Source organism: Thermosynechococcus sp. PP555 (assembly GCF_031583225.1).
Taxonomy (GTDB): domain Bacteria; phylum Cyanobacteriota; class Cyanobacteriia; order Thermosynechococcales; family Thermosynechococcaceae; genus Thermosynechococcus.
Genome location: NZ_CP134168.1, coordinates 773,967 through 794,775, shown reverse-complemented (window position 1 = coordinate 794,775; position 20,809 = coordinate 773,967). Strand labels below are relative to the sequence as shown.

At 53.7% G+C, this 20,809-nt stretch carries 21 protein-coding genes; 16 read left to right on the top strand and 5 right to left on the bottom strand.

Annotated features, from left to right (window positions below; genetic code table 11):
• Positions 1-15: 15 nt before the first annotated feature.
• The 4 genes from RHH27_RS03675 to RHH27_RS03660 all read right to left on the bottom strand — a co-directional run bounded on the left by RHH27_RS03675 (position 16) and on the right by RHH27_RS03660 (position 4,336).
• A complete protein-coding gene (locus tag RHH27_RS03675) occupies positions 16-480 on the bottom strand; it encodes an MEKHLA domain-containing protein (RefSeq protein WP_206201600.1) in 465 nt (154 codons plus the stop codon).
• 3 nt (positions 481-483) lie between these two features.
• Positions 484-1,638 (bottom strand): alanine--glyoxylate aminotransferase family protein, encoded by a 1,155-nt coding sequence (locus RHH27_RS03670; protein ID WP_302678879.1) that lies wholly within the window; start codon positions 1,636-1,638, stop codon positions 484-486.
• A gap of 34 nt (positions 1,639-1,672) precedes the next feature.
• Complete coding sequence (locus tag RHH27_RS03665; protein WP_206201109.1) at positions 1,673-2,686, bottom strand: type I glyceraldehyde-3-phosphate dehydrogenase; 1,014 nt, start codon at positions 2,684-2,686, stop codon at positions 1,673-1,675.
• An 87-nt stretch (positions 2,687-2,773) separates the two neighbouring features.
• Positions 2,774-4,336 (bottom strand): photosystem II high light acclimation radical SAM protein, encoded by a 1,563-nt coding sequence (locus RHH27_RS03660; protein ID WP_302678878.1) that lies wholly within the window; start codon positions 4,334-4,336, stop codon positions 2,774-2,776.
• Positions 4,337-4,550: 214 nt separating this feature from the next.
• Between RHH27_RS03660 and RHH27_RS03655 the strand changes: the two genes are divergently transcribed.
• The 3 genes from RHH27_RS03655 (at position 4,551) to RHH27_RS03645 (ending at position 6,238) form a co-directional block, all read left to right on the top strand.
• Positions 4,551-4,904, top strand: coding sequence for a DUF1830 domain-containing protein (locus tag RHH27_RS03655; protein WP_302678877.1), 354 nt, complete (start codon positions 4,551-4,553; stop codon positions 4,902-4,904).
• Complete coding sequence (locus RHH27_RS03650) at positions 4,901-5,575, top strand: RibD family protein (RefSeq protein ID WP_302678876.1); 675 nt, start codon at positions 4,901-4,903, stop codon at positions 5,573-5,575. The genes RHH27_RS03655 and RHH27_RS03650 overlap by 4 nt, the downstream gene beginning before the upstream one ends.
• A gap of 198 nt (positions 5,576-5,773) precedes the next feature.
• Positions 5,774-6,238, top strand: coding sequence for a hypothetical protein (locus RHH27_RS03645; protein WP_302678875.1), 465 nt, complete (start codon positions 5,774-5,776; stop codon positions 6,236-6,238).
• 81 nt (positions 6,239-6,319) lie between these two features.
• On the opposite strand, the gene RHH27_RS03640 is transcribed toward RHH27_RS03645, so the two are convergent.
• A complete protein-coding gene (locus tag RHH27_RS03640) occupies positions 6,320-7,090 on the bottom strand; it encodes an HAD family hydrolase (protein WP_302678874.1) in 771 nt (256 codons plus the stop codon).
• Positions 7,091-7,150: 60 nt separating this feature from the next.
• On the opposite strand from RHH27_RS03640, the gene RHH27_RS03635 reads away from it, so the two are divergent.
• The 13 genes from RHH27_RS03635 (at position 7,151) to RHH27_RS03575 (ending at position 20,745) form a co-directional block, all read left to right on the top strand.
• Positions 7,151-7,753, top strand: coding sequence for an aminodeoxychorismate/anthranilate synthase component II (locus tag RHH27_RS03635; RefSeq protein WP_302678873.1), 603 nt, complete (start codon positions 7,151-7,153; stop codon positions 7,751-7,753).
• Positions 7,754-7,805: 52 nt separating this feature from the next.
• Positions 7,806-8,555, top strand: a complete 750-nt coding sequence (locus RHH27_RS03630) for an MBL fold metallo-hydrolase (RefSeq protein ID WP_302678872.1) — start codon at positions 7,806-7,808, stop codon at positions 8,553-8,555.
• Positions 8,556-8,614: 59 nt separating this feature from the next.
• Positions 8,615-9,586: an ABC transporter ATP-binding protein gene (locus RHH27_RS03625; RefSeq protein ID WP_302678871.1), complete on the top strand. Its 972-nt coding sequence runs from the start codon at positions 8,615-8,617 to the stop codon at positions 9,584-9,586.
• A 16-nt stretch (positions 9,587-9,602) separates the two neighbouring features.
• Positions 9,603-10,406: an ABC transporter permease gene (locus RHH27_RS03620; protein ID WP_190278347.1), complete on the top strand. Its 804-nt coding sequence runs from the start codon at positions 9,603-9,605 to the stop codon at positions 10,404-10,406.
• A 12-nt stretch (positions 10,407-10,418) separates the two neighbouring features.
• Positions 10,419-11,960, top strand: a complete 1,542-nt coding sequence (locus RHH27_RS03615) for a Gldg family protein (RefSeq protein ID WP_302678870.1) — start codon at positions 10,419-10,421, stop codon at positions 11,958-11,960.
• A gap of 225 nt (positions 11,961-12,185) precedes the next feature.
• Positions 12,186-13,268 (top strand): photosystem II q(b) protein, encoded by a 1,083-nt coding sequence (gene psbA, locus RHH27_RS03610; RefSeq protein WP_181495653.1) that lies wholly within the window; start codon positions 12,186-12,188, stop codon positions 13,266-13,268.
• A gap of 101 nt (positions 13,269-13,369) precedes the next feature.
• Positions 13,370-14,176, top strand: coding sequence for a hypothetical protein (locus RHH27_RS03605; RefSeq protein WP_302678869.1), 807 nt, complete (start codon positions 13,370-13,372; stop codon positions 14,174-14,176).
• Between the two features lie 7 nt (positions 14,177-14,183).
• Positions 14,184-15,383, top strand: a complete 1,200-nt coding sequence (gene hemW, locus RHH27_RS03600; RefSeq protein WP_302678868.1) for a radical SAM family heme chaperone HemW — start codon at positions 14,184-14,186, stop codon at positions 15,381-15,383.
• 37 nt (positions 15,384-15,420) lie between these two features.
• Positions 15,421-17,349 (top strand): molecular chaperone HtpG, encoded by a 1,929-nt coding sequence (gene htpG, locus RHH27_RS03595; RefSeq protein ID WP_302678867.1) that lies wholly within the window; start codon positions 15,421-15,423, stop codon positions 17,347-17,349.
• A 25-nt stretch (positions 17,350-17,374) separates the two neighbouring features.
• Complete coding sequence (locus RHH27_RS03590; protein WP_206201098.1) at positions 17,375-18,841, top strand: site-2 protease family protein; 1,467 nt, start codon at positions 17,375-17,377, stop codon at positions 18,839-18,841.
• Entirely contained in the window at positions 18,842-19,603 is a 762-nt protein-coding gene (gene larB, locus RHH27_RS03585; protein WP_302678866.1) for a nickel pincer cofactor biosynthesis protein LarB, read from the top strand.
• Positions 19,604-19,645: 42 nt separating this feature from the next.
• Entirely contained in the window at positions 19,646-19,942 is a 297-nt protein-coding gene (gene rpsT / locus RHH27_RS03580) for a 30S ribosomal protein S20 (RefSeq protein WP_149820827.1), read from the top strand.
• A gap of 5 nt (positions 19,943-19,947) precedes the next feature.
• Complete coding sequence (locus RHH27_RS03575; RefSeq protein ID WP_302678865.1) at positions 19,948-20,745, top strand: TatD family hydrolase; 798 nt, start codon at positions 19,948-19,950, stop codon at positions 20,743-20,745.
• Positions 20,746-20,809: the final 64 nt, after the last annotated feature.

Genomic DNA, 20,809 nt, shown 5'->3' with positions numbered 1-20,809 from the left:
GAGGTTAGATCAATGCTACAGGAACTGCCATTGATTAAACGTTGCTGCTTGGCCAACTGGATTGCCCGCTTCATCCAAAACAGTCCAAATCCAAGCATTTTCAATGCGAAACCGCCGCCCAGAACGAGAAATACGAACACCACTGTAGTTGTTGGCATAGCCTTGGCGGGCTGCTTGGGCAAGGAGGGTTGCTCGTTCAGTTTGAGCCATGGGTTCTGCCGTCAGCCGCGAAGGAAGCTGCACCAATTCCGGCCAAGAGAGTTCCCACAGGGTGAGAGCGGCTTGGTTGCCATAGTTGAGGATGGGATCGGCCTCACACCCATGGGAGAGAACGGGCTGTGACCAGTGAAACAACTGCTGTGCTAGGCTCAAGTCATCCCCAGCCGGAGCAGCTAGGAGCGATCGCCCCGTCCAGTGCTGAAAACTGGCGCAAATACGTCGTGCCTGCTGGACTGCTGGTGGCTGCAACCAAGGCTCCATCACTTAGGCCGTGGTCAATACACGACTGGCAGCCGCTACCCCAGCGCCGGGGCTAAAGTTGCTATACCCCAATTCGCCAAGCACAGCTTCAAGCGCACTGATGGCTGCCAAAATATCGCGATCGCTGACAAAACCCAAGTGACCCACTCGGAAAATTTGCCCCTTGAGGTGATCTTGACCACCCGCTAGGGCAATGTCAAAGCGTTTTTTCATTAGGCTGCGAATCTTTTCGGCCTCCACTCCTTGGGGTGCCACCGCCGTAATCGCGGGACTGGCACAGTGATCCGCCGCATAAAGGGGCAAGTTGAGTGCCTTCATAGCGGCGCGGGTGGCCTGCATCAAGCGGTGGTGGCGGGCAAAGATATTCTCTAAGCCCTCTGCTTGCATCATCTCCAGTGCGGTCTTCAGGGCAAAGAAGAGATTCACCGGTGGCGTAAAGGGGGTTGTGTTCTTGGCAGCGTCCTTGCGGTATTTCCCCAAGTCAAGATAGAACTTCGGCAACGTGGCTGTCTTGTAGGCTTCCCAAGCCTTGGCACTGACGCTGACAAACGCCAAGCCCGGCGGGATCATATACCCCTTCTGGGAACCGGAACCGACAACATCTAACCCCCACTCGTCAATGGGCACACTCACAGCGCCCAGACTGGTCACGGCATCCACAATGATCAGGGCTTGGCCGTGGGCTTTGACGTGGCGGTTGATTGCCTCTAAGTCGTTGATCACGCCCGTTGAGGTCTCACTGTGGGTAATGATCACCGCTTTGATGGTTTTGGCCGTGTCTGCCTCGAGGGCGGTTTTGAAGTCATCGGGGTTGAGGGGTTGTCCCCAAGGTGCCGTAATGCGCTCCGTTTTCAGGCCATAGGCATCGCACACCTCTGCCCAGCGATCGCCAAACTTACCATTACAGCCTACGAGCACGCGATCGCCCGCGCTGAGAAAGTTAATGATCCCGGCCTCCATTGCCCCTGTGCCACTGGCCGCCAAAATCAGCACATCATTCGTGGTTTGATGCAGCCATTTCAACCCTGACGTCACCGCCGCCATGATCTCGCTAAAGTCACCGCTGCGATGGCCAATGGGATGTTTGCTGAGGGACAGAAGAACCGACTCCGGTACCGGCGTAGGCCCCGGAATCATTAACATCGATTTATCTTGCATCGTGAGTTGCGAACCAATCCTTAAAATGAAACGACTAAGCCCAGTGAGCGGCCATGTGCTCTGCCAAGTCCAGAACCCGCTGGCTATAGCCCCACTCGTTATCGTACCAAGCCACCACTTTCACTAGATTGCCCCCCATCACCATCGTGAGGGACGCATCCAAAATCGAGGAGGCGTTGTGACCCCGATAGTCCGAAGACACCAGCTCCAATTCACTGTAGTGGATAATCCCCTTCATTGTGGTTTCCGAGGCTTCCTTGATCACTTGGTTCACCTGCTCAGCAATGGTGGGTTTTTCCACTTGAGCAACAAAATCAACCACAGAGACATTGGGGGTGGGTACCCGCAGGGCAATCCCGTTCAGCTTACCTTGCAACTCGGGAATCACCAATCCGACTGCCTTAGCAGCCCCCGTAGAGGTGGGCACAATGTTCATCGCTGCTGCCCGTGCCCGCCGCAGATCGCGGTGACTGGCATCGAGTAAGCGTTGATCCCCCGTGTAGCTGTGGGTCGTCGTCATCATCCCCTGCTGAATGCCAAAGGTTTCATGGAGCACTTTGACAATGGGGGCTAAGCAGTTGGTGGTGCAACTGGCATTGCTGACGATATCTTCACTGGGATTGTAGGTGTGGTGATTCACTCCCACCACGTATGTCGGAATATTGCCTTTACCGGGTGCTGTAATCAAGACTTTTTTCGCACCGGCACTCAGGTGCTTGCTGGCACCTTCACGGCTGGTAAAAACCCCGGTGGCTTCAATAACGAGATCAATTCCCCACGAACTCCAAGGCAGATTTTCGGGGTTGCGATCAGAGACACATTTGACCGCATGGCCACCAGCATAGATGCAGTCGTCGTCAGCACTGATTTCGGCATCTTGGAAAATGCCTAGCATCGAGTCATACTTCAGCAAATGGGCATTGGTGCGGGGATCGGAGGTATCGTTGATGCCTACAATCTCTAGCTTGCTATTGGCTTTCCGCTGTAACCAGCAACGCATGAAGTTCCGACCGATGCGCCCAAAACCATTGATAGCGACTCTAACCACCTGATCCCTTCCTCTGTTTACTAACTCATTGCCAGAAATGATCTAGGAAACATTCTAAGGGGGAATGGTCATTTTATTGCGTTTTTTTTAACGATGCACAAGACGAGTCTCCGCAAGGGGTGCTGACAATGCCGCCTCGAGAGGGGCACGGCCAAATCGCTCCTCCAGTAGATCCATGACCGTGCGGCCAAAGTCATTGGGATTGAGTCGCCAAGCCGCTAGGCACACTTCGCCAAAGACGGATCCCATGGGTTCTGGGTTCCAGAGGAGTTTCTTGGCCGTCCAAGGCATCAGGCTCATAGGGTTGTAGCCGGGGCGCAAAATGCCGTGTTCAAGGGCATATGCCTCAAGATGGGTGTGGGGTTGCAGACCAATAAAGAAAATGGCTGGCTCCACCTTGTCAGCGCCAAAGATGCCTTCTAGTTCACGGTGGTAGGCAATGGTCTGGGCGATGGTTTCGGGTCGCTCATCAATGACATTGAAGGAGTAGTTCACAGAGACGAGGGCGTTGAAGCCGGCGGCTTTCAAATCGCGGCAGTTTTGCAGCACGGTGCGCAGGTTATAGCCCATGCGCATTTTTCGCACCAATTCTTGGGAGCCACTGGTAATGCCGATTTCAAAGTAATTCATCCCCGTTTGCACCATCAGGTCACACAGTTCGGGGGTGAGGTTGTCAGCACGAATGTAGGCTGCCCAGTGAATATCATTCATGCCTGCTTTCAGGATTTCCCGCAGCAGGGCGATCGCGTCGGGGATAAATTTGCGAGCGGGGATAAACTGGGCATCGGTAAACCAAAAGTTGCGCACACCGCGATTGTAGAGCTGGCGCATTTCGGCGACGACTTCTTCAGCAGGGTTGATGCGCACCTGTTTGCCTTCAACCACGGTATAGACGCAGTAGCAGCAGTTGTGGGGACAGCCGCGCTTGGTTTGCACGCCAATATAAAAGTCACCCCCCTGAAGGTAGTATTCAAATTCGGGCCAGATCGTCTCAATATAGTCGTAGTTGCAGGCGGTTTTTTCGATGGGGGTTGGCCATTCGTGGATCAGGCGATCGCGGGGCTTTTCCACACCCGCAATGTAGCAACGCTCCCCGGCAATTGGCTGGTTCGTTAGGACTTTGTGCAGCAGCGTTTCCCCTTCACCAACGGAAACAATGGTGCCTTTGGGCAATTGAGACCCCAATTGTTCATAAAAAACACTGACGGCACCGCCACCGACAATGGTCGTGACTTGCGGATGGTGACGCTTGGCATGGTGGAGTCCCAAACGGATTAAATTGAGGTTTCGCCAGAGTTCACCATAGTAGGCACTCATCACCCGCAGACCCCCGATCGCCCCCCGTAGCTTCACCAAGGGATTGCGGGCGTAATAGACCTCAAAGGCATGTTGCAGTGGATTGCCGCCCCGTCCCCCCACAGGGGCATAGATTTGAATATCCCGCCAAGAAAAAACCAGATGCGTGGGTTCAAAGTCATCAATCACTTGGGCAAGGGCACGACGAAAATCCAAGGGCGGTACCGTCCCCAGATCAAAAATCCGCTGCTCGATGCTTGGCAGTTGCTTGTGGATGTAGTCAGCCAGATAAACCACGCCAATGGGAAAAATGGGATTGCAGGGGAGACGGATGTAAAGGACACGCGGGGACATAGGCTAGCCCAAGATCTATGGAAACGCTAAATTCTTAATAAATCTCTATCGCTGTTTAGGTTTTAACACATTTGCGCCTTTCCAACAGGGGATCACGGGAACTCAAGGAAAGGATGAACTGTCCATCCTGTAGTTGAGTTTACAACTGGATCGAATTGGCAATGTTAGGCTAACAAGGGTAAAGACACGTCCCTATAAGAAACCATTACTTCCTATGCCGCAAATCTTTGATCCCGTCCCTAGCGATAGTTGCGATCGCATCCTCTGCTGTTATGTCAACGCCACTAGCAGAATTCAGGTGGTGCGCATTACTAATATTCCCAATTGGTATTTTGAGCGAGTCGTTTTTCCAGGACAACGGCTTTTCTTTGAATCACCGCCAGCGGGACAACTGGAGGTTCACAGCGGCACCATGGCTAGTGCCCTTCTTGCCGATACGATTCCCTGTTGTAAGCTGCAAGTGCAAGAAAGGGCAGATCATGTTTTTGTCCATGATGGCAACCCCCAGCCTTGGCTACAGTGGTATGATGAGTCCGCTGCAGCAACGGAAAAAGTGATGCTCCATTGAGTCAACCCAATAGTTATCGCCCCTACACCATTGCAGTTTTGGCCAGTAGTTTAGATGGCCGCCTTGCTCGTGCCGATGCTTTGGGTCAGCGCATTGCCTCGGCCTATGACTTTCAGCACCTTGAGCAGCAGGTGGCACAGGTGGATGCGGTACTCTTTGGGGCGACAACATTGCGTTTGGGGGGGACAGCGATGCGCCTTCAGTCTCCCCATCTGATTGCTGAGCGGGAGCACCAAGGGCGATCGCCCCAACCGCTGCAAATTGTCTGCTCTGCCCGTGGTGAATTAGACTTCAATCTTCCCTTCTTTCGCCAGCCCATTTCGCGCGCTTTGCTGACCACCGAGAAAGGCGCCAGCCGCTGGCAAGGATCCACTGCCTTTGATCACTGTTGGTCTGCTGGGGTGGCGGAGATTGACTGGCCACAGGCGTTTAGGCACATTCAAGGGGCTGGTGTACAAACCTTGGCCGTGTTGGGAGGAGGACAGCTTTTCGCCTCCCTGTTGCAGATGGCTGCCATTGACGAATTGTGGTTGACCCTCTGCCCCCTCCTCCTAGGGTCGGTAGCGCCTAGCCTCTATCCAGAGGAGATTGCCTTCTCAGGGAGGTTGACGCTCCTGAATGTCTTGCCCGTGGGCAATGAGGTTTATCTGCACTACTCCCTTCACAGTTAGTAACGCTCAGTAATACTTATTAATTAAGAGGATTATCGATAGGTTTTAGGATTTGCTCTAAGTAATGATTCTGAGAGGCTAATTTTCTTCTCCGCTGGGAACCGATGGAGACTCACAAACGTCACTAAGCCTACCGCTGTGCTCAGCGGCAAGCAAGCAAAAATTGAGACTATTGTTACTCTTCAAAGGAGACAGAATATGCGTGGTAGCTTACTTTTTGCTAGTGCGCTGGCAATTGTTTGTACGGTGGGCACTGCTTATGCTGAATCAGCAACTCCTTCTGCAAACAATCTAAGCAATTCCCCATCTACAGGAACACCCATTTCTACACCTACTTGGACAGTACCTGCTCGTCCCCAGAATATTACAATTAAACAGCCGAGTCCCAAGCGATTACCTACTGAACCACCACCAATAGAGGAGTATTCTCCGAATAGAACTCAGGAAATTCTGTGTCATCCACCAAAAGTCTGGAATCCAACGTTACAAAGCTGTGTATCTCTAGATTCACCAACGTCTTCAGAGCCTTCATCAACTGCTCAGAGGAATAAAAAACCCAATCATACGGGTCGACCTAAAGACCGTCCTTGTCAATATGATGATAAGGGGCGCATTACCAATGCTCCCTGCAAGGACAAAGACGGCCAACAATATTGGCCATAGAGTATCTTAAGACCCCCTAGGCTATTTTCCTCCCCGCAGCACAGTAGAGATTTCTGTCGGGTAGGCTTTTCCGTAGTGCAACTACCCACAAGAATTTCTTTCTGTACGGGGGTCAAGTGCTATTTGAATCTCTAGAGGGGAGGTGGCAAGGCAGTCAAAGCAATTGAGCTTGGGAGGTGAAGGCCAACCCCACGTAACACCAATGCTGCCCGCTGCCCCCCCCCGCTGCGCCATGAGGCCATCACTATCGGCATCGCCAATAACCACGGTTTGATTGGGTCGCACCCCAAGGCGATCGCACACCCTCAGGAGTACCTGCGGATCGGGCTTCGTGGGTGGCTCATCTCCCCCCTGCCAGCATTGGAAAAAGGGCTTCAGGTGATAGGTGTCTAAAAAAGCCTCGATTTCCGACCTGCGATCGCCAGAAATAATCGCCAAGGCACAGTTCATTCCATGCAACTGTTGTACCAATTCAATCACCCTCGGCAGGGGAGGGGTTAACGCTGCTTTGGTTGTAAATTTTAGCTCTGCTGCTTCAAAGGCGGTGCTCACCAGCTCTAGGGCAGCAATCCATGAAACCCCTTGGCTAGCAACAAGGGCTGCTGCGGCAATCAGATTCTCCTGCCGTGTTCCTACAGCTTGCAATCCCCCTGCATCCAAGTGCTCCCCCCTTACGCCAAAGGCTTGGAGCAACAATTGCTTGAGATTGGGGAAATGATCAGCAACTGCCGCAGCGCGGGCGATCGCCAGCTCTTTCAAGTACTCAGCAACATCTGCGAGGGTGCCATCCTTATCAAACACCACCGCTGCCACAGGTTCAAAAGCGTGTCCGCGACAGGAGAGCCGTACCATTCAGAAAACCTCTGGGTAGTAGGATCATAAAGAATAAAAAAGATAGAGGACGTTGCCCCCTTGCTTATCGTTATTGATAACTACGACAGCTTCACCTACAACCTTGTGCAGTACCTAGGAGAGCTAGCGCAGGAGTTCCCAGTTGCTGCGGATCTGCGCGTCTTTCGCAACGACAAGATCACCCTCGATGAGATCGCTGCCCTCGCCCCTGCAGGTATTGTGATTTCTCCTGGTCCGGGTCGCCCTGCCGATGCGGGGATTTCTGAAGCCCTGATCCGCACCTATGCTGGCACACTACCCATCTTGGGGGTTTGCTTGGGACATCAAGCAATTGGTGAAGTTTTTGGCGGCACGGTGACGCTTGCACCAACCCTCATGCACGGCAAAACGTCAGAAATTTACCACAGTGGTGTGGGGGTGTTCCAAGACTTGCCCCAACCCTTTACCGCAACCCGCTACCACAGCCTTGTTATTGATCGTGACAGTTGCCCTGATCTATTGGAAATTACGGCTTGGACAGAGGATGGCCTGATTATGGGGGTGCGCCACCGCCACTATCCGACGCTGGAAGGGGTGCAATTCCATCCGGAGAGCATTCTCACCACCTGCGGCAAAGACCTGCTACGGAACTTTTTGCGACGGCTGTCCAGTCCATCATTGTGAGCCAGCCACTTTTCGGTACACTGAGCTGAAAATAGGAGTGTGGGGAGAGAAAATGGAACGGCGGCAGTTCTTGCGTTGGGCACAAATTGGGGCGATCGCCAGCCTGAGTGGACACTGGGCAGCCCATGCCCAAGGGGGGGGTCTCTCTCTGCAATGGTTTGGCCACACCTGCTTTCTCTTCACCGGCAGTGGTCAGCGGGTACTGGTGAATCCCTTCCGTCCCATTGGTTGCACCAAAGGATTGCGGCCTCCCCGTGTCACTGCGGATATTGTCATGATTAGCAGTCGCCTCTTGGACGAGGGTTACATCGAAGGCTTACCCGGTCGGCCTAAACTGCTTTTTCAACCCGGTTCCTATAAAGTCAATGGTTTGAGTATTCAGGGCATCCGCACCAGTCATGATCGCGTCGGTGGCTTGCGCTTTGGCGTCAACGTGGTTTGGCGCTGGCAGCAGGGGGGCATCAATCTTTTGCATATGGGCGGCATTGCCATGCCGATCACGATTGAACAACGCATTCTCATGGGACGGCCTGATGTGATGATTGTGCCAGTGGGAGGAAGTGACAAAGCCTATAGGGCTGAGGAGGCCAAGGCAGCCATTGAAGTTTTGCAACCCCGTTTGGTCATTCCTTCCCACTATCGCACGGCAGCGGCTGACCCCAATAATTGTGATCTGACGGGGCTAGAGGACTTTTTGAAAGTTATGGAGGGAACCCCGGTTCGCCGCAGTGGGGGTGCCTCCCTCAGTCTATCGGCAGCCAATCTGCCCCAAAATACCACTATCCAAGTCCTCAGTATTTGATGAGGAAAACGGCTATATTGTGTGTCAATGTTTCCCGTAGAACGAGTTGAGGAAACGCCATGATTCAGGTCGAACACCTGACCAAGGTTTACGGTACAACCGTCGCGCTGCGGGATGTCAGCTTTTCAGCGGCCAGTGGTGAGATTCTCGGTCTCCTTGGCCCCAATGGCGCAGGCAAAACCACCACAATGCGGATTTTGGCGGGGTATCTACCGGCAACGAGTGGCACAGCATCTATTGCAGGCTATGAAGTCCACACGAATCCGATGGCGGTGCGGCAGCGCATTGGCTATCTGCCAGAAAATCCCCCCCTCTATACGGAAATGACGGTGGCGGGCTATTTGCACTTTGTGGCTCGCATCAAGGGCGTCAGTGCGGGCGATCGCCCCCAGCGGGTGGAATATGCCCTCAAAAGCTGCGGCCTCTGGGATCGGCAACGCACCATTATTCGCAAACTCTCGAAGGGTTATCGGCAGCGGGTCGGCATTGCCCAAGCGATCGTTCATGATCCGCCAGCCATCATTCTGGATGAACCCACGGTGGGTCTCGATCCGCGGCAAATTATTGAGGTGCGCAACCTGATTAAAAACTTGGCGGGGCAGCATACAGTGATCCTTTCTACCCATATTTTGGCGGAAGTGAGCATGACCTGCGATCGCGCCGTGATTATCAATAAAGGCGAAGTGGCGGGCATTGGCCAACTGGATGAACTGCTGCAACGCCTCAGCAGTAGCTACACCTATGACCTCGAACTCGTGGGCGATCGCGCCGCTATTGAATCCCTCCTCCAACAGTTGCCTGCTCTGCAACAGATCACATGGGGCAATAGCACTCCCCAAGGGCGACAGCAACTTCAGGTCAGCAGTCCTTCAGAAATCGGTGCCGATCTCGCCAGTCTCCTTGTCCAAAATGGGGTGCAACTCTTTGAAATGCGCCGCTCCCGTGCCAACCTAGAGGAGGTGTTCTTGAAGCTAACGACCGATGAACCCACCGCAGAACCCAGCGATACCACCGAAGAAGCCCGTGCTTAGCGTTTCCCTCCACGGGCTGCGTGTCCTCCTTGCCAACATTCTTGCCATCTATCGCCGCGAACTCCAGAGTTACTTTAGTGCCCCCTTCTACTATGTGATTGCCGGGGTGTTCTGGCTGCTCAGCGGCCTGTTTTTCCTCGTTGTGATGACGACAATTATTAGCCAAGTGGCTCAGCAGGATTTGCTGCAACAACAGTTTGGGGCGCCGAGCCAAGCCATTGACGTTCCCAAGCTCATCCTCGAAAGTTTCCTTGGACTCCTCGGCTCCATTTCCCAAGTCATTTTGCCCATGCTCTCGATGGGACTGTACACCGAAGAACGCAAACGCGGCACCCTCGAACTTTTGGCCACCTCACCGATTACGAACTGGTGTGTGGCAACGGGTAAACTCTTGGCAGTGCTCACGTTTTATACCACGCTGTTGCTGCCCGTGATTGTCTATCAGTTTGTGGCGCTCCAGCAGAGTACGCCCCCCCTCTCCCCTTGGCTAATTCTGGCGGGCAATGGCGGATTGATTCTTTTAGCAGCAGCCATTCTCTCCTTGGGGATGTTTCTCTCATCGTTGACGGATAGCACGATCTTGGCGGCCATTTTGGGATTTGCGGTGTTGCTGATTCTCTGGGTGCTGGATGTCTTGGCTAAAAATACCGGCGGGAATCTCAGTGATATCCTCACCTACGTCTCACCCCTAGAGCACTTTACCAACCTGACACGGGGAATTTTCCGCAGCAGTAGTCTTGTTGTCTTTGGTAGTTATATTTTCCTCGGCATCTTCCTCACGGCACAGTCCATTGATGCCTTTCGTTACCAGCGCAATTAGGGGGTACCGGTCATGAAACGCTTTGCCCTAGGCTCACCCGAACGATTGACCACGGTATTGCTGTGGGCGGCGCCACTTTTGATCATTGCTGGCTTGAGTGCTGGCATCGTCACCAATCGCTGGAATTGGTTACCCTTGAGCCTTTTAGCTTTGGGGGGGATTGCCCTACTGCTGTGGCTGATCCAGCAAAGTCGCGTCTCCACAGGGTTTTGGGGGCGGCGTTCTACCCAAACCAGTACGAATGCCCTCCTGACTGTGATTGCGGTGATTGCTCTATTGGGCATCGTCAATTTTTTGGCCGATCGCTACAGTGTTGAAATCGATCTCACCGAAAACCGTGCCTTTACCCTAGCGGCAGAAACCCGTGATGTTCTGCAAACTTTGGATCAGCCGGTGCGGGTATTGGTGTTTGATGCCAATGCTGCCAGTCGCGATCGCCTGTTGTTGGAACAGTACCGCCGTCAGGCCAGCAACCAGTTTTCATTTGAGTTCATTGACCCCCAAGAGCAACCCGCCCTTGCTAAAAAGTACAACGTGACTCAAGTGGGGCAAGTGATTGTTGTGGCGGGCGAGAAAACGCAGCGCATTGATGAAGACCTTTCCGAAAGTAACCTCACCCCTGCCCTGATTCGGGTGACGAGCGATCGCACGATCCGTGCCTATTTCACTACGGGGCACAATGAACTTCCCCTCACAGGTGGCTCCGCCAGTCTCAGTGAAGTGGCTAAACTCCTCGAACAGCGAGATGTGGAACTCCTGCCCCTGAATTTGCTGGAGAAGGGCAAAATTCCTGAGGATGCGAATGTCATTGTGGTCGCTGGACCGCGGCAACCCTTTTTGCGTCTGGAGCAGGATCTGCTCAAGGCGTACCTGAATCGGGGTGGTAGCCTTTTGCTAATGCTCGATGTCGATGTCAACGCCGGTCTGGATGATTTACTGAAAAACTGGGGACTCACCCTCGATAATCGCTGGGTGATTGACGGCTCTGGTGTGGGTCAACAGGTGGGACTCGGTCCCGATACGATTATTGTCACCACCTATGGCAATCACCCGATTACTCAACGCTTTGCCCAAGGTCCGAGTGTCTTTCCCCGCGCGCAAGCCATTCGCATTGATCCTGTGAAGGATGATGACATTGTGGAAATTGCCCTCTCGGGCCCGCAAACTTGGGCGGAAACCGACTGGCAGTCGGGCAACCTTGAATTCACTGAAGGTGTCGATACCAAAGGGCCGCTGCCGATTGGTGTAGCGATTACCCGTCAGTTGAGTGATAACCCACCGAAGGAAGCCCGCTTGGTGGTCTTTGGGGATTCGGAATTCGCCACCGATGGCGTGATTGCCTACCAAGGGATTAATAGTGATCTCTTTGTCAATTCCGTGCTCTGGTTGGGCGATCGCGACCAAAAGGCACTCTCGATTCGGCCGCGCGAAACCACCAATCGCCGCCTGCAACTCAATGTCACCACCAGTCGTTGGCTAGAGATTATCAGTGTCTTTCTGTTGCCCCTTGTCGGGTTTGGCTCAGCCGTTTTTGTCTGGTGGCGGCGCCGCTAACTCTTCACTGGCGATCGCGCGTGACCACCCCTGATCCCTGAGAAATCATTAACAAAATATAAAATTCAGACACAACCCTTTACATTTTCCTGAGAGATTGGTTAATATAAGGTTACATTCCGTTGCACAACGCCAGCGGGTGCGCCTGAGGCCTCTCAGGGACTCGATTTGGGAGTGTAAACGGTTTGTAACATTCATTCATCTTGTTCAACAGGACTTATCACTATGACGACTGTTTTACAACGTCGCGAGCAACTGAACCTGTGGGAGCAATTTTGTAGCTGGGTTACCAGTACCAACAACCGCCTCTATGTGGGCTGGTTCGGTGTGTTGATGATCCCCACTCTGCTCGCTGCTACCATCTGCTTCGTGATTGCTTTCATCGCTGCTCCCCCTGTGGACATCGATGGCATTCGTGAGCCTGTCGCTGGTTCCTTGATCTATGGCAACAACATCATCACGGGTGCGGTTGTCCCCTCCAGCAACGCCATTGGCTTGCACTTCTACCCCATCTGGGAAGCTGCTTCCCTTGATGAGTGGCTCTACAACGGTGGCCCTTACCAACTGATCATCTTCCACTTCTTGATCGGTGTCTTCTGCTATATGGGTCGTGAGTGGGAACTCAGCTACCGCCTCGGTATGCGGCCTTGGATCTGTGTGGCCTACTCCGCTCCTGTGGCTGCCGCTACCGCTGTGTTCTTGATCTACCCCATTGGTCAAGGCAGCTTCTCTGACGGGATGCCCCTCGGTATCTCTGGTACCTTCAATTTCATGCTGGTGTTCCAAGCGGAGCACAACATCCTGATGCACCCCTTCCACCAACTGGGTGTGGCTGGTGTCTTTGGTGGTGCTCTGTTCTCCGCCATGCACGGTTCTCTGGTGACCTCCAGCTTGATCCGTGAAACCACCGAAACCGAGTCTCAAAACTACGGTTACAAATTCGGTCAAGAGGAAGAAACCTACAACATTGTGGCTGCCCACGGTTACTTTGGTCGCTTGATCTTCCAATACGCCAGCTTCAACAACAGCCGTGCGCTGCACTTCTTCCTCGCCGCTTGGCCGGTGATCGGTATCTGGTTCACCGCTCTGGGTATCAGCACGATGGCCTTCAACCTCAACGGTTTCAACTTCAACCACTCCGTTGTCGATGCTCAAGGCAACGTGATCAACACCTGGGCTGACATCATCAACCGTGCCAACTTGGGTATGGAAGTGATGCACGAGCGTAATGCTCACAACTTCCCCCTAGACTTGGCCAGCGCTGAGTCTGCTCCTGTGGCCATGATTGCTCCTAGCATCAACGGCTAATTCCTAGAGCAACGCTAACTAGCGTTTAGTTATAAGGAACCGCCTCTTCATCGGGGGCGGTCTTTTTTTATGATGATGGTCAAAGGGTAGAGACTTTGTTAATGAATGGTTGGACATCCCTCTTGGCAGTGGCAGTGCCTCTTGTGGTGCAAGCAGCAACACCAGCTCCAGAGATCATTACGCGGGCGATCGCGATCGCTGCCGAGCAGTTTGGTGAGGAACCAGCGCAAATTAGCGTGGTTCAAGTTCAGCCCAAAGTTTGGTCTGATGGCTGTTTGGGCTTGGGGGGATTGCGGGTGGATTGTGCTGAGCGTTTAACCCCCGGTTGGGAAATTACCCTGACAAATCCCAAGGCGCCTTACCCCCAGCAGTGGGTCTATCGCAGCAATCAAAGTGGTTCCCTGATTCTTTGGGATGCCGCTGGCAGTCGGATGATCGGCACCCTCATTCAGCGACCGCAACGCCTGAGTCCAGAGGAGTTGCCGCCCCCCCTTCCTGAGGGCGTGAGTTTTCGCGTGATTCGGCAAAGTGATGCCTCTGGAAATCGTTCACCCTCAACAACAACGACACTGCTTTATAACGATGGTCGGATTGTGCAGCAAACCACCAATGCTCGCGGGGAAACCCTCAGCCGCACCCTACGCACAGTGACACCTGCTCAAGTCAGTCAATTTAATCAATGGTTGAGCGATCGCCGGTTTGAGCGCTTCAATGGCTTTGACTTTGTACCCACACCCCTAGAGCGACCGGTGCCTATTCATCTCGTCTCGACCCCCACCGCAACGGTGCGCTTTGCTGAAGCCAATGAATACCGCCTTGCCTCTGATTTGGTCGCTGTTTTGCGGGCATGGGAGTTATTGGTTGCCAAAGGTCGGCTGCCTGACCAGATTTCATCACAAACCAGTTAAGAAAACAATGACTAGAGCCGCATACATTCATCTGCCCTTTTGTCGGCGCCGCTGCTTCTACTGTGACTTTCCGATTACGGTAGTGGGAGATTCTCCGACGCTGGCAGAGTCACTTATCCAAGAGTATGTGGCTGCACTCTGTCAAGAAATTGCCCACACCCCTGCTGAGCCGCCACCACTCCAAACGATTTTTTTTGGGGGGGGAACACCGTCTCTAGTCCCGCCTCAATACATTGGCCAACTGCTGGAAGCCCTCGATCGCCAAATAGGCATTGCCCAAGGGGCAGAAATTTCCATGGAAATGGATCCGGGGACATTTGACTTAAAACAATTGCAGGCCTATCTCAGGGTAGGGGTGAATCGCGTCAGCTTGGGTGTACAGGCCTTTGACAATGAGCTATTGCAAGTGTGTGGCCGTAGTCACGATGTGACCGATGTTGAGCGTGCAGTGGCTCTGATTCACGAGGTTGGGGTGGAAAATTGGAGCATGGATCTCATTTTGGGGCTACCGAATCAATCCCTGCAGCGTTGGCAACGCTCCCTAGAGCAAGCGATCGCCCTCAACCCTACCCATCTATCCATCTACGACCTGATCATTGAGCCAAAAACCGTCTTCAGCAAACGCTATCAACCCGAAGCAGCCCCCCTACCCACCCAAGAACAGGCCGCCGCTGCCTATCGCCTTGGCCACGAAATCTTAACCGCAGCGGGCTACGATCACTACGAAATTTCCAATTATGCCCGACCGGGGTTTGCCTGTCGTCACAATCAAGTGTATTGGCGCAATCAACCCTACTATGGCTTTGGCATGGGCGCCACCAGTTATCTCGGGCATCGTCGCCTCAGCCGTCCGCGTACCCGCCGTGAATACTATCAATGGCTGCAAAGTTTACCCGAGAGCCTCAATCAAGTCAGTCCAGATGCCCAGTGGGATCGCTGGTTGGAAACCCTGATGCTGGGCTTGCGCCTCAGGGATGGCCTCTCTTTAACTGCTCTGGCGGATGAATTTCCGATGTCGTGGGTTGAAGCCCTACAAGCAGCAGCGGCAAACATGTCTCCAGAGACACTTTCTTTGACGGGCGATCGCCTGCACTTGACCCAGCCAGAAGGATTTCTGATGGCCAATACCGTCATTGTCACTCTTTGGGAGGCGATGGAGAGATCGGTTTTCCACCAACAGCAAGGGCAACCCCTACCGATACACTAGAGGTTGTCTGACCAAGAATACACTCACGGGAAGCATCATGTTGGAACAGGGAACCATTTCAATCCATACTGAGAACATTTTTCCAATCATTAAAAAGTGGCTCTACTCCGATCATGAGATTTTCCTGCGGGAACTGGTCTCCAATGCGGTAGATGCAATCCAAAAACTGCGGATGGTGGCACGTTCTGGGGAATATAGCGGCGATGTGGATCACCCGGAAGTGACGATCACGATTGACAAAGAAAACAAAAAGCTGGCGATCGCCGACAACGGCATTGGCATGACCGCCGAGGAAGTCAAAAAATACATTACCCAAGTGGCCTTTTCCAGTGCCGAAGAATTCGTTCAAAAGTACAAAGGGGAAGGGGAAGACGCAATCATTGGTCACTTTGGCCTTGGCTTTTACTCCGCCTTCATGGTCTCAGAACGGGTGGAAATTGATACCCTCTCCTACCGCGAAGGTGCTGTCCCCGTGCATTGGACCTGTGATGGTTCCACTGAATTTACCCTCTCCGATGGTCAGCGCACCAGTGTTGGGACAACCGTCACCCTAACCCTGCAAGAGGGTGAGTTGGAGTACCTAGAACCCGGCCGCATTCGTGAATTGGTGCGCAAATACTGTGACTTTTTGCCGGTGCCAATTAAGCTAGAGGGTGAGCAAATTAATAAACAAATTGCCCCTTGGAAGAGTTCTCCCAATAGCCTCAGCAAAGAAGACTATCTCGAGTTTTACCGCTATCTCTATCCCTTTCAAGAAGACCCGCTGCTTTGGGTTCACCTCAATACCGACTATCCCTTTGTGGTCAATGGCATTCTCTACTTTCCCAAACTGCGCCCCGATATTGATGTCACCAAAGGGCAAATTAAGCTCTACTGCAACCAAGTCTTTGTCAGCGATAACTGCGAAGAGGTGATCCCGCGCTTTTTGCTGCCTTTGCGGGGGGTCATTGACAGCAGCGACATTCCCCTGAATGTGTCCCGCAGTTTCCTGCAAAACGATCGCACGGTGCGCAAAATTGCCGACTACATTGCCAAAAAGGTGGGCGATCGCCTGAAGGAGCTATACCGCGAAGACCCGGCGGCCTACGTACGCTCGTGGCAAGACTTGGGCACCTTTGTCAAATTCGGTTCCATCAACGATGAGAAGTTCAAAAAGCAGGTGGAAGATATTCTCATCTACCGCACCACGGCCGAACTCATCTCCAAAGAGAGCGAGGATGTCTGGGCCAGTGAGGGGGGCATCCAAGTGGATGGCAAAACCTACACCACCCTCAAGGAGTACCTCGAGCGCAACCAAGAGCGCCAAGGCAAGCGCGTCTATTACTGCACCGATGAGGTGAACCAAGCCACCTACGTGCAACTGCTTAAAAGCCAAGGGATTGAAGTCCTGTTTATGGACAGTTTCATTGATACCCACTTTGTGCCGTGGCTGGAGCAAAATTACCGCGATGTCAAGTTTCTGCGGGTGGACGCTGAACTGGATGAAACCCTGATTGACAAGAGCAAAGAGAGCGAAATCATTGACCCAGCTACCAACAAAACCCGCAGTGAGCAGATCAAGGCGCTCTTTGAATCTGTGCTGAAAAAGCCGAAACTGACCATTCGCACCGAGGCCCTCAAGGCCGATGCCCCCCCGGCAATGATCCTGTTGCCCGAAACCAGTCGGCGGATGCAGGAGATGATGGCGATGATGCAGCAGCAACCCAATGCGCAGTTGCCAGAGGAGCATATCTTGGTTGTCAATACCGCCCATCCCTTGGTGCAAAATCTCCTCAGCCTCAACCAAGGCACGATTATTCAAACCAGCGGTACCTCAGAAACGGGTGCATTGGTCGAAAAGCTGTGTCAGTATATCTACGATTTGGCTCTATTGTCACAGCGGGGCTTTGATGCCAATGGTATGCAGCAATTTACAGAGCGTGCCAGTCAAGTTCTGACCCAACTGACCACTATGGCCACGCGCTAACGTTTGCAAACGCGGGAGGTAACGCATGATTATTACGGTAGGCCTATTGGCGGGGGCGATCGCCCTACTGGCGTGGGGACTGTACCGCAACCTGCCCTACGGCAAGCTGGGGATTGTGGCTTGGCTGCAAACCCTTGTCCTGATGCTCCCTTGGCTAGTGGTTTTTGGCAGCCTCAGCTTTGGGATTGTGATTAACTTTGCTGCCGTGCTCTTTGGGCTGGTGTTCTCGATTGTGGCCTATGTTGCCCTTGGCCGTTGGTTGCGATCGCTGGCGGCCACCGCCGAATTGCCCCTACCCTCTGCTCCCTCTGGCCGTTCGGAACTAGAGCAAGCCACCACAGAGCAGACGACCCCAGCCCAGCCTACTGCACGACCCAGCCTTCCCGCCGAAGACCTACAAGCCATTCAAAGTATCTTTAGCGTGGATACCTACTTCGCCACCGACTACATTCCCTACAAAGGGGGCGTGATCTGCCCGGGGAATCTGCGGGGAGAGGCCAAAGTGGTGCATCAGCAACTCACTGAACGCCTACAGGCCGCCTTGCCCGATCGCTATCGCCTTTTTATGGTGGCCAATGGGGAGGGCAAGCCGATGGTCGTGATTTTACCAATGACGACCGAACCAATTCGCTCGGGCAATCTTCAGAAGCTGGCAGCGGTTTTCTTGGCGGTGGCCACCCTTGGAACCTGTCTCGAGACCAGTGCCATCCTGCAGGGGTTTAGCTTACTGGGAAATCCAACCACTGGCCTCTTCCAGCGATCGCTCCCCTTTGCCTTGGGTCTCTTTGGCATTGCCGCTATACGGGAAGGGGGTCACTGGCTAATGGCCAAACGCTATCGGGCACGCTTGGGGCCGCCCATCTTTTTACCCGCGTGGCAGTTGGGGACTTTTGGAGCCATGACCCGCATTGAATCCTTCCTTGCCAATCGCAGTCAACTCTTTGACATTGGTGCAGCAGGGGCGATCGCGGCTGGTAGTGTTTCGCTGCTGCTGTTGGCCATTGGCCTTGTTCTCTCGCCCACGAGTCAGGGGTTAGAGGTGCCGACCCTCTTTTTCCAAGGCTCGATTTTGGTGGGGACGATCGCCAAGCTCTTTTTGGGGCAGCAGTTGCAAAGTGAAGTGGTGGTGGTGCATCCCTTTGTGATTTTGGGCTGGCTGGGCTTGATCATGACGGCCTTGAACTTGATGCCCGCAGGACAACTGGATGGGGGGCGGATTATTCAAGCCATTTACGGTACCAAAACCGCCAAACGACTGACGATTATTACCCTTGTGGTCTTGGGCTTGGTGGCGATCGTCAACCCCTTGGCCTTGTATTGGGCGTTGGTGATTCTGCTGTTGCAGCGGGATATGGATCAGCCCAGTCTCGATGAGATCACCGAACCCGATGATACCCGTGCTGGTCTTGGTCTGCTGCTGTTGTTCCTGATGGCCGCTACCTTGATCCCGATGGCGCCGGGGCTAGCGGGTCGCTTGGGAATTGGAGGCTAAATGCCCGACTCACTGCGGCAAATTTTGACGGCAGTTGCCCAAGGACAACTGAGCGTAGAGACCGCCTATCGCCAACTGCAACACCTGTCCTACGAACCCATTGGCGATTTTGCACGCATTGATCACCAAAGGCAGCAGCGCACCGGCTTTCCAGAGGTGATTTGGGGACCCGGCAAAACCCCGCAGCAGATTGTCGAGATTTTGCAGCGGATGCGTCCCCACTATCCCTGTGTGATGGCCACGCGCATTTCCTCCGAGGTGTTTGAGGCGCTGCGATCGCGCGTTGGTGGACTGCACTATTTTGAAAAGGCACGGATTTGCAGTACAGCCCCCATTTTGCCGCCGCAGTTTCCCCTGCCGGTGGGCTTGGTCTGTGCCGGCACAGCGGATCTACCCGTGGCCGAAGAGGCAGCAGTGACGTTGCAACTGTCAGGATTTGGGGTTGAGCGATTTTGGGATGTGGGGGTGGCGGGAATTCATCGGCTGTTGAGTGTGCGCGATCGCCTAGAGGAGATGGCCGTGCTCATTGTGGTTGCGGGCATGGAGGGGGCACTGCCCAGTGTGGTGGCGGGGCTAGTCTCGGTACCCGTGATTGCTGTACCCACCAGTATTGGCTATGGCGCGAATTTTGGCGGTTTGGCAGCGCTACTGACAATGCTCAACTCCTGTGCCCCCGGCATTGGTGTCGTCAATATTGACAATGGCTTTGGGGCGGCAATGCTGGCGGCCAAGATCTTGCGATCGCTCAGTCAACGGTTATAATGGTTATTTGTTCTTAACGTGTGATTGATCATCAGGTGACCTGTGGCTAACATCAAATCTGCCGCTAAACGTGCCCAAATTGCTGAGCGCAACCGTCTTCGCAACAAAGCCTATCGCTCGGCAGTGCGGACGCTGATTAAAAACTACTTGACGGCTATTAGTCAGTATGCTGCCGATCCCACTCCGGAAAAACTGGCGGAAGTCCAGCAGCGACTCAACTTGGCCTTTAGCAAAATTGACAAAGCGGTTAAGCGCGGTGTGCTCCATCGCAACACCGGTGCCCGTCGTAAAGCGCGGCTGACCCGTATCCTCAACAAAACGCTGCAACCGGCTGCCTAATCCCCATGTTGGTGGATACCCACGTCCATCTCAACTTTCCAGAGTACGCATCCGATCTGGACTCAGTGGCTGAACGCTGGCGATCGGCGGGAGTGGTGCGGCTGGTTCACTCCTGCGTTGAACCCAGTGAATTTCCCACCATTCAGAGCCTTGCCGCGCAGTTTCCCGAACTCTTTATGGCAGTGGGTCTCCATCCCCTAGATACAGAGCAGTGGCAGCCGGATCTCAAGGAAAAAATTGCCCGCCTTGCCGCCAGTGAACCCAAGGTGGTGGCCATTGGCGAAACAGGTTTAGATTTTTACAAAGCCACGAATCGCGAAGAACAGGAAGCGGCCTTTTGGGCACAGTTGGAGGTTGCCCACAGCTTGAATCTGCCAGTGATTATCCACTGTCGGGAGGCAGCCGCTGCCGCGCGGGATCTACTTCAACAGTTTGTGCGCGATCGCGGGCCGGTGCAAGGAGTGATGCACTGCTGGGGCGGTACCCCCGAAGAAACGGAGTGGTTTCTCGATCTGGGTCTTTTTATCAGCTTTAGCGGCACCGTCACGTTTAAGAACGCCAAACAAATCCATGCCTCGGCACAAATGGTTCCCAGCGATCGCCTACTGGTGGAAACGGATTGCCCCTTCCTTGCCCCTGTGCCCAAACGCGGCGAAAAACGCAATGAACCCAGCTATGTGCGCTTTGTGGCTGAAGCCGTCGCCCGTCTGCGACAATGTGACCTCTTGGAATTAGAACAGCAAACCACCCTCAACGCCTGTCAGCTCTTTCGCCTCCCCCTGCCCCCAGAAGTTGCCGCATAAATTGCTCAGGCATTGGGAAGTTTACTGAATTGAATCAACGTTAAAAAATCTAGCGCATTTGCGA